Raw genomic sequence first — 13,282 nt, 5'->3', positions numbered from 1 at the left:
CTGACTTTAGTCAATAGCTTGGTGTATTTTGTTAAATAATTTATATTATTTAATGACAAGTTTCTTTAAGTATTCCCCATACCCACTTTTACCATATTTCACGGCAGTCTCAAGAAGTTTCTCTTCATTGATAAATCCGTTTCTAAAAGCAATTTCTTCAATACATCCTATTTTAAAGCCCTGTCTTTTTTCGATAACGCTTACAAATTCTGAAGCATCATTTAAAGAATCAAATGTTCCGGTGTCTAGCCAAGCAGTACCCCTATCTAAAACACCAACTTCCAGTTTTCCTTTGCTTAAATAAACATTGTTTACATCAGTAATTTCAAGTTCGCCTCTTGGAGAAGGCTGAATGTTTTTGGCAATTTCTACAACTTCATTATCATAAAAATATAATCCTGGAACTGCATAATTTGATTTTGGGTGCAACGGTTTTTCTTCAATAGAAACAGCTTTGAAGTTGTCATCAAATTCTACAACTCCATATCTCTCAGGATCTGAAACGTGATATGCGAAAACAACACCGCCATTTGGATCGGTCTTATTTTTCAATAAAGTTCCCATTTCTGAACCATAAAAAATATTATCTCCTAAAACCAATGCTGCAGAATCATTTCCAATAAACTGATCTCCCAAAATAAAAGCCTGTGCTAATCCATCTGGACTTGGCTGTACTACATATTCAATATTACATCCGATTTGTGAGCCATCTCCTAAAAGCTTGATAAATCCTGCCTGATCATGTGGAGTAGTGATAATCAAAATATCTTTAATTCCCGCTAAAAGTAAAGTAGATAGAGGATAATAAATCATCGGTTTGTCGTAAACAGGCATTAATTGTTTGCTTACGGCAATGGTAAGAGGGTAAAGTCTGGTTCCGGAACCTCCGGCTAATATTATTCCTTTCATCTTGTGGGTTATTAGTTGTATTGCTTTTCGTAGTATTTCTGATAATCTCCGCTGGTCACATTTTCCAGCCATTCTTTATTTCCCAAGAACCAATCGATTGTTTTTCCTAATCCTTGTTCGAAAGTTACGGAAGGTTTCCAGCCTAGTTCAGAATTTAATTTTGTTGCATCAATTGCATAACGTTTGTCGTGACCCGGTCTGTCTTTTACGTAAGTAATTAATTTTTCAGAATGTCCTGCAGGATTTCCTAACTTTTCATCCATTTGCTTAATTAATTCTTTTACCAAATCAATATTTTGCCATTCGTTGAAACCGCCGATATTGTAAGTTTCTCCTGTTTTAGCATCATTGAAAATTTGGTGGATTGCTTTTGCATGGTCAATTACAAATAACCAGTCTCTTGTATATTTTCCGTCACCGTAAATTGGTAAAGGCTTTTCGTTAATAATATTTGAAATACAAAGCGGAATTAATTTTTCAGGAAAATGATTCGGGCCATAATTGTTCGAACAGTTAGAAACAATAAACGGCATTCCGTAAGTATTTCCGTAAGCTCTTACCAAATGGTCAGAAGCTGCTTTTGATGCCGAATATGGAGATTGTGGATCGTAAGATGTTGTTTCTAAGAAAAATCCTGTCTCGCCCAAACTCCCGTAAACTTCATCTGTAGAAACGTGATAGAAAAGATTTGTTCTCTTTTCATCTGGGAATCTTCCGTGGGTGTGATCTTCGTTTAAAGTCCAGAATTCTTTACAAAGATTCAAAAGATTGGCAGTTCCATTTACATTGGTGTTGATAAATGCCATCGGATCTGTAATACTTCTGTCCACATGGCTTTCTGCAGCCAAATGAATTACTGCATCCGGATTATATTTTTCGAAAACCTTTCTTAATTCTTCAGGTTTTGTGATGTCTGCTTTTTCGAAAACATAATTAGGTTCATTTTCAATATCTTTTAAGTTTTCAAGATTTCCGGCATACGTTAAAGCATCAAGATTGATGATGGTAGATTCCGGATTATTTTTTACAAATTCTCTTACAACATGTGAGCCAATGAAACCGGCTCCGCCTGTAATGATAATGTTTTTCATATTTATTATATGCTTTTTGCCGATAGCTTTGCTTTTGGCGTTTTCAAAATTATAGTTTAAAACTTGATTCTTTTTATTTGACTCTTACTTAATCGTTTTTCTTCCAATACTCTTATAATAAAACCCATTTTGCTCAGGAACTTCCAAAGGATATATATTCCTGCCGTCAAAAATAGCTTTATTATTCATCTTTTTGGCCATTAAATCAAAATTAGGATTTTTAAATTCCGGCCATTCTGTGGCAATGAACAAAGCATCTGATCCTTCCAAGGCATCATACATTGTGTTTGCATAAGATATTTTGTCGCCTAATAATTTTCTTACATTTTCCTCAGCGATGAGGTCGTAAGCAATTATTTTTGCACCTTTTTGAAGAAGTAATTCGATGTTATCTAAAGAAGATGCCTCTCTGATGTCATCCGTGTTAGCTTTGAAAGCCAATCCCCATATAGCAATAGTTTTTCCTTCAATATTCCCCCCGAAATATTTTTCAATTTCTGAAACAAGAATCACTTTTTGAGAAATATTCACTTTTTCAGTAGCTTCTAAAATCTGAAAATTAAAATCATCATCTTTTCCTGATTTAATTAAAGCTTTCACATCTTTCGGAAAACAGCTTCCACCATATCCGATCCCGGGAAATAAGAATCTATGACCAATTCTGTCATCACTTCCCATTCCTAGCCTTACTTTATCTACATCAGCACCAACTTTTTCACAATAGTTGGCAATTTCATTCATAAACGTAATTTTTACCGCTAAAAATGAGTTGGAAGCATATTTTGTAAGTTCGGAAGACTTTTCATCCATAAAAATAATAGGAATTCCGGTATTGGTAAATGGCTGATAAATTTTAGCCATAATATCTTTCGCTTTATCAGAGCTTGATCCTACAACTACTCTTGCAGGATTCATCGAGTCTTCTACAGCAAAACCTTCCCTTAGAAATTCAGGATTTGAAACAACATCAAAATCAATCGTTGTTTTCGCTGCAATAGTTTCTCTTACTTTGTTCGCTGTTCCTACAGGAACCGTACTTTTATTAACGATAACTTTATATTTCGTCATCATTTCGCCAATATCATTAGCTACTTTTAATACGTAAGAAAGATCTGCAGAGCCGTCTTCTCCGGGTGGAGTAGGTAGTGCAAGGTAAATAACCTCGCTTTTATCTAAAGCTTCTCTTAAATTAGTGGTGAAAAATAATCTTTCTGCCTGAATATTTCTCAGGAACATTTCTTCAAGATTCGGCTCGTAAATAGGTACGACGCCGTTTTTCATTCCTTCTACTTTTTTTTCATCGATGTCAACACAATAAACCGAATTGCCAAGTTCTGCAAGGGTAGTTCCTGTAACCAAACCTACATAGCCTGTTCCTACTATTGTTATATTCAAAATATATGTTTTTATAAAATTCCTGACAAAAATACTAAAAATTGTTTCACTGTCTTTTTAAATGAATAATAACTTATTAAATATCATGAATTAAAATGATATATTGTTTTAGAAGGCTTTAGAATTATTGTATTTTTTAAATTTTGTGAAATTCTTATTCTGTTGATTATGAAGTCTGTTTGTATGTTTTATAAAATTGTCATATATTTGCATAAGATTTACGGAAAAAATGAGAAGGCTTCGAAGAGAAAGCCTTTTTTCGTACTGGTAAATCAGCATTAATAATATGGAGTTTAGAAAAAATATTGAAACATTATTGAATGATTTTCTTCAGACGAGAGAAGATTTATTCTTAATTGATTTGAAGTTTTCTGCCGGCGACGATATTACCGTAATCTTGGATGGTGACAATGGTGTTACTGTACAGGATTGTTTGGATGCAAGCCGTGCAATAGAGTTTAATATGGATCGTGAAGAGCATGATTTCAGCCTTCAGGTAATGTCTGCAGGATTAAGCGAGCCTCTTTCTATTCCGAGACAGTTTGAAAAAAATATCGGAAGAGAAATTGAAATTTTGCTGAATGATTCTTCAAAAGTTGAAGGTGAGCTTGCAAAAGTGAATGAAGAAAAAATTACTCTTGTACTGCGTTATCGCAAACCGAAAGAAGTAGGTAAAGGTAAAGTAGATGTGGAGGAGGAAAAAGAAATTCCTTACTCTGAGATAAAGAAAGCATTGGTAGTACTTAAATTTTAAAAGAAAAAAAGATACATGGATAATATAGCGTTGATTGAATCATTTGGTGATTTTAAAGACGAAAAAGGGATCAGTAAAATTGATCTTATGGCGATTATTGAAGATTCTCTTAAAACTTTGTTGAGAAAAAGATTTGATTCTGATGATCACTTTGATGTAATTGTAAATCCTGATAAAGGAGATTTTCAGATATTTTTAAATAAAACAATCGTTGAAGACGAAATGTCTGAAGACGACGATCTTGAGATTGAAATTACGGAAGCGAAAAAAATCGATCCGACTTTTGAAGTGGGTGAAGATTTTACAATGGAAATTCCGGTTGCTCAGTTAGGAAGAAGAAATATTTTGACGCTGAAACAGATTTTAGCAACAAAATTGCAGGAGCATAACAACGCAATGTTGTATGAGCAGTTCAGAGACAGAATCGGGGAGATTGTAATTGGTGAAATTCACCACATCCGTCACAAACATGTAATCTTGTTAGACGATGAAGGGAACGAATTTATCTTACCTAAAGAAAATCAAATTCCTTCAGATTTCTTCAAAAAAGGAGAAAACATCAGAGCTATTGTTGAAACAGTTGATTTTAAGGGTTCAAAACCACAGATTATCATTTCAAGAACAGCGCCGAAATTCTTAGAGAAACTATTGGAATTAGAGATTCCGGAAATTCAGGACGGAACAATTATGCTTAAAAAAGCAGTGAGAATTCCTGGTGAAAAAGCAAAAATAGCAGTTGATGCTTACGACGATAGAATCGATCCTGTAGGAGCTTGTGTTGGTGTGAAAGGTTCTAGAATTCACGGTGTCGTAAGAGAATTAAGAAACGAAAACATAGATGTAATTCAGTGGTCTAAAAACCCTGAGATTATGGTAAAGAGAGCTTTAGGAAATGTTACCATCAATAAAATTGAAATCAACGAGGATACAAACTATGCATTGGTTTATACTCCGGTTGAAGAGATTTCTAAAGTTATCGGTAAGCAAGGACAAAACATCAGGCTGGCTTCTTGGCTTTCTGGATACGAAATAGACGTTTTCAGAGAAGCTAGCGAAGATGATGATGTAGACTTGAGAGAATTTAATGATGATATTGAACAGTGGATTTTGGATGAGTTTAAGAAAGTAGGTCTTACAACTGCAAAATCTGTGTTGGATAAGGATACGGCAAGTCTTTTAAACATGGTAGATTTGGAAGAAGAAACCATTGATGACGTGAAGCGTATCTTGAGAGAGGAATTTGAAGATTAATATTTAGAAATAAATTTTAATAACAGTAAAAGAATACTTTAATTTTAAGAATTAAAAAAAACAGTAAATAATATAGATGCCAAAAATAAGATTAAATAAAGCGGTTAAGGAATTTAACATATCAATGTCTAGGCTGGTAGAGTTTTTACAGTCTAAAGATATTGTGGTTGAAAACAATCCTAACGCTCAATTAGAAGAAGCGGCATATTCTGCATTGGAAGCTGAGTTTGCCAAAGATGGCGAGCAACGTAAAGCTTCCCATGAGGTGGTTATTTCTAAAGTTCCGGAAGAAAAACTGGAAATGGAAGAGAAAAAAGCACCTGAAGTAATAAGAGCTAAAGCTAATACAAAACCAGAAACCAGAATTTTAGGCAAAATTGATCTTGAGCCTAAAAAAGCTGAACCTGCTGCAGAAGAACCAACTCCTGCTCCAGCTGCGCCTGTAGAAGAAAAGAAAGAAGAGAAAGTAGAAGTGAAGGAGGTGAAAGAAGAGGTAAAAGCTACTAAAGAAGAAGCAGCACCGGTTTCTGAAGTTAAAGCTACTCCTGAAAAACAGGAATTTAAAGTTTTAGATAAAATAGATTTGTCACAGATTGAAGGGAATAGAAACAGACCTGCCAGAAAAGACAAGCCTAAAACAGAAGAGGTAAAAGCAGAAGTTGCTAAACCTGCTGAACCAGTAAAAGAAACACCTAAGCCGGTTGAAAAGCCTGTAGAAAAAGTGGAAGAGAAAAAACCTGAATCTACACCTGAAGAATCTCAGGAGCCTCAGAAAATAGAAACTGTTTATCAGAAGCTTGACGGTCCTAAAATCGTTGGTGAAAAAATTGACTTAACGCAGTTTGCGCCAAAGCCAAATGCAGCCAAAAAGAAAAGAAAAAGAATTGAAAAGCCAGGTGGTCCTAACCAAAATAATGGGAACAACCAACAAGGCGGAAATAATCAAGGCGGACAAAACCGTCCTCAAGGTCAAAACGGCCCAGGTGGAAACCGTCCTCCGGGACAAGGTGGTCCTCAAGGGAACAGACCTCCGGGGCAAGGTGGTCAAAACCGTCCAGGTGGTCCTCAAGGGAACAGACCTCCAGGACAGGGTGGTCAAAACCGTCCAGGTGGTCCGGGACAAGGTGGAAACCGTTTTGGGAACAATAATAGACCTGGTCAAAGAACCATGCCTGTTGAATTAACAGACGAACAAGTTAAAAACCAGATTAAGGAAACGCTTGAGAAATTAACCAATAAAGGAGGTAAGTCTAAATCATCTAAGCACAGAAAAGATAAAAGATCTTACCGTAGAGAACAGGATAATCTTCAGCAAGAAGCAGATGCTAGAGATACTTCACTAAAAGTTACTGAATTTATCACTGTCGGAGAGCTGGCAAGTTTGATGGATGTAAGTGCAACTGAGGTTATTTCTGCATGTTTCTCTCTTGGAGTAATGGTTACGATGAACCAAAGATTAGAAGCCGATACTTTATTGTTGGTAGCTGATGAATTTGGTTATAAAATTGAATTCTCGGATGCTGATCTTGAAGATACAGATTCAGAAGACGAAATCGATACAGAAGAAAGTTTATTACCAAGAGCACCGATTGTTACCGTAATGGGACACGTTGACCACGGTAAAACTTCATTATTGGATTACATCAGAAAAACCAATGTTATCGCAGGTGAATCTGGTGGAATTACTCAGCACATCGGGGCTTACAATGTGAAACTGGAAAATGGTCAGAGAATTACATTCTTAGATACACCAGGTCACGAAGCCTTTACAGCGATGAGAGCGAGAGGAGCACAGGTTACCGATATTGCAATTATCGTAATCGCTGCCGATGACGATGTAATGCCTCAAACAAAAGAAGCTATTTCTCACGCACAGGCTGCAGGTGTACCAATGATTATTGCAATCAACAAGGTAGATAAGCCGAATGCAAATCCTGATAACATCCGTCAGCAACTTTCCGGAATGAATATTTTGGTAGAAGAATGGGGTGGAAATGTACAGGCGCAGGAAATTTCAGCTAAAATGGGTAATAATATGGATCTTTTATTGGAGAAAGTATTGTTACAGGCAGAAATGCTTGAATTGAAAGCTAATCCTGAGCGTGCTGCAAACGGAGTTGTAATTGAAGCATCTTTAGATAAAGGAAGAGGTTATGTGGCAACGATGTTGGTACAAACAGGAACTTTAAAAGTAGGAGATTATGTAGTAGCTGGTAAAAATCACGGTAAAGTAAAAGCTTTGCTTGATGAGAGAGGTAAAAACCTTGAAGAAGCTGGTCCATCAATCCCTGCAACGATCTTAGGTTTAGACGGAGCACCTACTGCAGGTGATAAATTCCGAGTTTATGCTGACGAAAGTGAAGGTAAAGCGATTGCAAACAAGAGAGAGCAGTTACAAAGAGAATTATCAATCAGAACCAAGAAACATACGACGCTTGAAGAATTGGGTAGACGTATTGCCTTAGGTGAATTCAAAGAATTGAATATTATCCTTAAAGGTGACGTGGATGGTTCTGTGGAAGCACTTTCTGATCAGTTACAGAGATTGTCAACAGAAGAAATCAGTGTTAAAATTCTTCACTCAGGTGTTGGACAGATCACTGAATCTGATATCAACTTAGCGGCAGCATCTGATGCAATTATCATCGGATTTAACGTAAGAGCTGGAGCAAATGCTAAAGAACTTGCAGACCGTGAAGAAATCGAGATCAGAACATATTCTATTATCTACAAAGCGATTGACGAAGTAAAAGAAGCGATGGAGGGAATGCTTTCTCCGGAAATTCAGGAGCAGGTTATCGGTAACGTAGAAATTAGAGAAGTATTCAAGATTTCTAAAGTGGGGACTATTGCAGGTTGTATGGTTCTTACCGGAAAAGTAACAAGACAGTCTAAAGTAAGATTACTAAGAGACGGTATTGTGAAATTTGACGGTGAACTAGAAAGTTTGAAACGTTTCAAAGACGACGTAAGAGAGGTTACAAAAGGCTACGAATGTGGTCTGAACCTTAAAGGTTACAACGACATCGAGCAGAACGACATCCTTGAAGTATACGAGGAGGTTGCTGTGAAGAAGAAATTGAAGTAATTTAATTTTGTTAATATATAAAATCGCCCGCATCTTTGATGCGGGCGATTTTTGTTTTTAAGCTTTGAATTTGTTATAATTTTTGCGATAGATTAACAGTTAGTTTGTCATTGACTTCGTCGAATCTTCGATTTCCGGAGGAATCTCAGCGATGACAAACTAATGATTTAAGTTTAGATTCCTACCGGAATGACAAACAACTTTGTGTTAAATAATAAAACCTATCATATTTAAGCAGTCGGATTTTCCGCATTCCCTGAAACCGAACTGTCAGTTCTGTTTACAAGCAGTTTATTATACTGATCTGTCAATGCATTAAGCTGGTTGATAACGGTAGCATAAGGTGAAGGCGGGGTTTCTACCAAGAGATGAAGTGTATCTATTCTGTCTCTCAGTGCATAATAGGCAACATTTGTTTCTTCTCTTTTCAGTTTAATGGTTTCCGGGCTTGCATCGCCATATTCCTGAGTTCTTGAAAGATATTTTGTATTAAACTCTTCATTGGAAGTTTTCAACTCATAAACCCATTCTGTGAGGTTAAATGTTGAAATAGCTGCAATGAGTTCGGGCTTGTTTTCCCAGTCGCGGATGATGTTGTTGATGGTAGCAGTTTCTGCCTGATAATTGAGGCGGGCGATACTGCTTCCGTATAGATTCATATTGTCCAAAAGAAGCTGTGCATTTTTTCGCTTTGTAATTTCAAAATGATAGGTCTGAGAAAGCAGAAAATAATTTAAGCCGGTAACGGCTGCATCCCTTCTTTCATCAATAAGTAGAAGCTCCTGAGTTTTTTCGCTGGCTAAAGCTTTTTTATAAAGCGATTCCAGTTCGGATATTTTATTTGTAAAAGTGCTAAGTTTTACATCAATCCCTAGCTGTGTAGGATTGTTCAGGTTAATAATTCCCAAATAGTCTTTTACGTACTGCAGATATTCTGCGTTTCGAAGTAATTTTAGTTCAATTGCGTTCATATTTTTTTAAAATTTGTTTTTTTAGTTAACGGAGATATCTGCTGCATATTGCGGTACACATTCCCTGCTTCCGGAAATCTTCCTGCAGCGTGCATGGAACTTTCCCGGTTACCGGAAAACCTGCTGCAGGATGCAGGAAGCTTTCCGGAGAGGAGGAAAGCTATTTACTTCCCTGAGACTGGTTTTTCCAGTATTCTACCTGCTCTTTCAGCTCTTTTATCCGCTCTTCGTATTGCTCGATAAGCTTATCCGAATTATTAATAGCTGCATAATTTTGAGCTATTGCAACCTTATTATCACTCTGATTAACTGTTATACTGTCTCCACTTAAAAAATCAAGAACGCTCACGTCTAATACTTTTGCCATCTCTTCTACCTGAGAAAAGCCGGGCTTGCTTTTGTCGTTCTCAAAATTAGAATAGGTCTTTTGCGAAACGTTTAGCATCTCGGCAAGATATTCCTGCGTAAAGTTTTTGTTGATTCTCGCTTTTTTCAGCTTCTCTCCCAGTGTCATAATCGAAGTATTTTTTTCAAAAGTACATAAATTTTCTTTTAGAAAAATAATACGGAAACCAGTAATTTTCTTCTCATTATTTTTAGAATATTTGTCACATATTTGTGGAGTTAAGAAAAATTGATATATTTAACCCTTTAAAAACAAATGACAATGAAGAAAAATCTATTTCTCAGGCTCTGCCTGATTCTTTTGGTCGCACTTACCATCTCTTCCTGCAGGACAGATCACCTCAACGAAAACGAAACTTATAACAACAGCGCAAAGTTTCAGCTTACCTCAAAGAGGATTTCTCTGGATGAAAGTAAACACAGAAGCATGCTTCTTCCTGAAATCGAAAAGGCAGAAGAGGGGCTTAAAAATTCTAAAACGAATATCAACGGAAAGGTAATCAACTATGGTAACGGAGTTTCTATAGATACCGATGAAGTGATCTATATCGAAAACGGACCGAATTTTCACACGTACACTTTTATTATTAAAAGAGAGAATACACCGGAAGACGCACCTCTTGAAAACTTGTTGCTAGTGCCGAAAACTGATGGAGGCTATAAAGAGTTTTTGGTAACCTACAATTTTACTCCTCAAGAAAGAGAGAAAGTAAGAAACGGAGAGCCGGTAAATACCAACGGAAAAACGACAATTAGCGAATTGGCAAACGGAAGTTTTAATAGTGGTGGACAATTGGCAAAGATGACCTGCAATTGGAATGAGGAAACTATTTATGTGACCTGTAGTGACAATGTGCATAATGCCTCAAATGTAAGTCAGTGGCCAAAATGCAAAGCCGATACGCCACCTGGTGTTTACACAATAATTACGGGAGGTTGCAACATGGAGGAACTTCCAGAAGTGATCGATTATCCTGGAGGTCCTGGAGGTTCAGGAACAGGACCGGGAGGAAATGGCAACACAGACCCGGGAACACCACCAGACTGTACCACGGTAGCCAATAATCCCAGTGAAGTTGGGATTACGAACCCGAACGGGTGTAGTACTGGTTTTCCTACACAACCGAGTGATATGCCGCCATCAAAAGTAAATCCTTGTGAAAAAATTGTTGCTGAAAATAATAAGGCAAAAGAATTCTTGGCAAAGCCTAAAGCCAGTGGAAGATTAGCTGAAGTAAAAGTAAATATTAGTACAAATTCTAATGAAAAATCTTTTTCATTGGGTGTAGATTCTAATGGTAACGAACAGGTAACTCCTATTTTTGAAGATTTTTCCGGAACACACGTTAGTATAGTGGCACAAAGTCCCAATTTCAAAGTAAAAGCAGGTGTACATACTCACCCTAATGTGGAATTTGCGGGACCCTCAGCCGCAGATGTATACACGTTTATTGAGGCCAATAAAATAAACAATGATTTTGATCATTATTTTACAATAGCCTATGAAGGAAGTGAATATGTATATACAATTACAGATCAGTATCTTTTTGATAAATTTAAAGAAAAATACCCTCCAAATACATATCTTGACTCTGATACAAAGATATGGGATGCAGGAGAAAAGATTGGTATTACTTTTTATGAAGTATTTAGATCATTTAGAAAACAAGGCAAATCTAAAAATGAGGCTTATGAACTTGCGATGGCATTTGTTTTGAAAAAGTATAATTCAGGGATTGGACTAAGTAAAAAAGATGCCAATGGTGATTTTAAACCTATTTTTGTTGAAGAACTGAAAGATCCGAATAATCCTAAAAAATCAATCTATAATAAGACAGATAACTGTAATCTTTAAAATTAAAAAAAATGAAAACCTTATATAAAATATTATTTTGCTCATTTTTATTTGTAAGTCTAAAAATGTCAGCGCAACTAGATACTTTAAATTATATGAAGCAATTCGAAGCTAATAAGGCTCAGTATATCAATCAGCCTTTTTCAAAATTGCTAAATAATATGACGCAAATACAACCTATCTCAGTTTGGGCAGGTATAAACGCAAAAAATATAAATGTGACTCCTTTTTCACAATTTTTATTTTGTGAGATGGATGAATCCTTTTCAAGTAATATTATATTGGTAATTGTATGGGAGACTCCTTTAACAGCATCAGAAACAGATTTTTATGAAAATAAAAATAGTTTTTATTTCACAGATGATGAAAGAAATTATTATGGGGGTAAGATTGTAAAGGATATACGTGTTTATAAATAATGAGGACTTGTCTAAAAATATTTTTAGTTTTTAGCTTTATTATTTTATCATATAAAGTCAACGCTCAGATTGACACTCTAAACTATTTGAAACAATTTGAAGCTAACAAAACTCAGTATATTAATCAGCCACTCTCTAAGCTCTTGCAAGATATTATTAAACTACAACCCCAAAGCTTATATACTCAAATAAGAGGATGTAATTATGATAGTCAACTTTATTTTACTGACGTAAATAAAAAATTTGGAAGTCGTTTTAAAATTAATATTGTATGGAAAAGCTCTCCTTTTTATGAAAGTGAAAGAATAAACAATTTAAATGAATTGTCTAATTTTAAAGAATTAGAATATGTATATAAAAAGTACATTATAAAAAATATAGAATTTAATTATAATGCAGATTTTTACATTTCTCATAATGCAGCCAAAGCAATAAAAGATGATGATCCATATATCCATCTAAATACATATCTAGAAAAATATAAAAAAGATCATTTAATCAATAGACCATTTTTTGATTTTATCTGTTGGGCTAAACCCATACAGATTAAAAGATTACGAAATATATTTAGTAAGCCAAAGGCTGCTGCTTTACAAACAGAATTCATTGTTGTTAATCCTTATTATAAAAATAAGAAAGCAAAAATTATTGTTGATTGGGACTCTCCAATTCCTTTAAATCAAATACAAGAATATAAAAATAAGAATGGTAATCGTTTTAGTAGTAATGAACGGAATTTGTTTGTAGATATTATTGTAAAAGATATTAGAATTTATAGGAGATGAAATAATACTATCGTGATTCAGCTTATTCCTGCAGAACCGAAGACTTACACAACGAAGAAGCGCAACAACAAACCCAACTGCGGCTTATTTCCCAAAGAATTTCCCTAAGTGAAGCCAAGCACAGAAGCCAGCTTTTGCCCAATCTTGAAAAGGCAGAAACAGCGATAGAGAAGAAACAGCTCAATGTGCAAGGTAAATTGGTAAACATCTGAAACGGAGTTTCTATAGATACTGATGATGTGATCTACATAGAAAACGGACCGAATTTTCACACCTATACTTTTAAAATCAAAAGAGAGAATGCCCCGGAAACTGCACCTCTTGAAAACTTGTTGCTAGTGCCGAAAACTGATGGAGGC

The 13,282-nt window shown here is 35.5% G+C and carries 11 protein-coding genes; 6 read left to right on the top strand and 5 right to left on the bottom strand.

Annotation, left to right across the window (positions count from 1 at the left end):
- Window positions 1-45 precede the first annotated feature (45 nt).
- The 3 genes from rfbA to OF897_RS00045 form a co-directional block, all read right to left on the bottom strand.
- Entirely contained in the window at window positions 46-909 is an 864-nt protein-coding gene (gene rfbA / locus OF897_RS00055) for a glucose-1-phosphate thymidylyltransferase RfbA (protein WP_267263645.1), read from the bottom strand.
- Window positions 910-920: 11 nt separating this feature from the next.
- The gene (gene rfbB / locus OF897_RS00050; RefSeq protein WP_267263644.1) at window positions 921-2,000 is read right to left on the bottom strand and encodes a dTDP-glucose 4,6-dehydratase; all 1,080 of its coding nucleotides are present in this window, start codon (window positions 1,998-2,000) and stop codon (window positions 921-923) included.
- Window positions 2,001-2,084: 84 nt separating this feature from the next.
- Window positions 2,085-3,395 (bottom strand): UDP-glucose dehydrogenase family protein, encoded by a 1,311-nt coding sequence (locus OF897_RS00045; RefSeq protein ID WP_267263643.1) that lies wholly within the window; start codon window positions 3,393-3,395, stop codon window positions 2,085-2,087.
- 286 nt (window positions 3,396-3,681) lie between these two features.
- Between OF897_RS00045 and rimP the strand changes: the two genes are divergently transcribed.
- The 3 genes from rimP to infB all read left to right on the top strand — a co-directional run bounded on the left by rimP (window position 3,682) and on the right by infB (window position 8,488).
- Entirely contained in the window at window positions 3,682-4,149 is a 468-nt protein-coding gene (rimP, locus tag OF897_RS00040; RefSeq protein WP_267263642.1) for a ribosome assembly cofactor RimP, read from the top strand.
- A gap of 15 nt (window positions 4,150-4,164) precedes the next feature.
- A complete protein-coding gene (gene nusA, locus OF897_RS00035; protein ID WP_267263641.1) occupies window positions 4,165-5,400 on the top strand; it encodes a transcription termination factor NusA in 1,236 nt (411 codons plus the stop codon).
- 76 nt (window positions 5,401-5,476) lie between these two features.
- On the top strand, window positions 5,477-8,488 hold the full coding sequence (infB, locus tag OF897_RS00030) for a translation initiation factor IF-2 (protein ID WP_267263640.1): 3,012 nt from the start codon (window positions 5,477-5,479) through the stop codon (window positions 8,486-8,488).
- Between the two features lie 230 nt (window positions 8,489-8,718).
- On the opposite strand, the gene OF897_RS00025 is transcribed toward infB, so the two are convergent.
- Window positions 8,719-9,459: a DUF6261 family protein gene (locus OF897_RS00025; protein WP_267263639.1), complete on the bottom strand. Its 741-nt coding sequence runs from the start codon at window positions 9,457-9,459 to the stop codon at window positions 8,719-8,721.
- A gap of 160 nt (window positions 9,460-9,619) precedes the next feature.
- Window positions 9,620-9,973 (bottom strand): helix-turn-helix domain-containing protein, encoded by a 354-nt coding sequence (locus OF897_RS00020; protein ID WP_267263638.1) that lies wholly within the window; start codon window positions 9,971-9,973, stop codon window positions 9,620-9,622.
- A 153-nt stretch (window positions 9,974-10,126) separates the two neighbouring features.
- On the opposite strand from OF897_RS00020, the gene OF897_RS00015 reads away from it, so the two are divergent.
- From OF897_RS00015 to OF897_RS00005, 3 genes are all read left to right on the top strand, one after another.
- Window positions 10,127-11,719: a hypothetical protein gene (locus OF897_RS00015; protein ID WP_267263637.1), complete on the top strand. Its 1,593-nt coding sequence runs from the start codon at window positions 10,127-10,129 to the stop codon at window positions 11,717-11,719.
- A gap of 11 nt (window positions 11,720-11,730) precedes the next feature.
- Window positions 11,731-12,138 carry a hypothetical protein gene (locus OF897_RS00010; RefSeq protein ID WP_267263636.1) on the top strand — a complete coding sequence of 136 codons (408 nt, stop codon included), beginning with the start codon at window positions 11,731-11,733 and terminating at the stop codon, window positions 12,136-12,138.
- Between the two features lie 86 nt (window positions 12,139-12,224).
- A complete protein-coding gene (locus OF897_RS00005) occupies window positions 12,225-12,923 on the top strand; it encodes a hypothetical protein (RefSeq protein ID WP_267263635.1) in 699 nt (232 codons plus the stop codon).
- The last annotated feature ends 359 nt before the right edge of the window (window positions 12,924-13,282 follow it).

The sequence above is a fragment of the Chryseobacterium formosum genome, assembly GCF_026460885.1.
GTDB classification, from domain to species: Bacteria; Bacteroidota; Bacteroidia; order Flavobacteriales; family Weeksellaceae; genus Chryseobacterium; species Chryseobacterium formosus.
This window is presented reverse-complemented; position numbering and strand designations above follow the sequence as displayed.

What these genes read in the sequence shown, in the direction of transcription:
- rfbA (WP_267263645.1), bottom strand. Translation starts at nt 909, where the DNA reads ATGAAAGGAATAATATTAGCCGGAGGTTCCGGAACCAGACTTTACCCT.
- rfbB (WP_267263644.1), bottom strand. Translation starts at nt 2,000, where the DNA reads ATGAAAAACATTATCATTACAGGCGGAGCCGGTTTCATTGGCTCACAT.
- rimP (WP_267263642.1), top strand. Translation starts at nt 3,682, where the DNA reads ATGGAGTTTAGAAAAAATATTGAAACATTATTGAATGATTTTCTTCAG.
- nusA (WP_267263641.1), top strand. Translation starts at nt 4,165, where the DNA reads ATGGATAATATAGCGTTGATTGAATCATTTGGTGATTTTAAAGACGAA.
- infB (WP_267263640.1), top strand. Translation starts at nt 5,477, where the DNA reads ATGCCAAAAATAAGATTAAATAAAGCGGTTAAGGAATTTAACATATCA.
- OF897_RS00025 (WP_267263639.1), bottom strand. Translation starts at nt 9,459, where the DNA reads ATGAACGCAATTGAACTAAAATTACTTCGAAACGCAGAATATCTGCAG.
- OF897_RS00020 (WP_267263638.1), bottom strand. Translation starts at nt 9,973, where the DNA reads ATGACACTGGGAGAGAAGCTGAAAAAAGCGAGAATCAACAAAAACTTT.
- OF897_RS00015 (WP_267263637.1), top strand. Translation starts at nt 10,127, where the DNA reads ATGAAGAAAAATCTATTTCTCAGGCTCTGCCTGATTCTTTTGGTCGCA.
- OF897_RS00010 (WP_267263636.1), top strand. Translation starts at nt 11,731, where the DNA reads ATGAAAACCTTATATAAAATATTATTTTGCTCATTTTTATTTGTAAGT.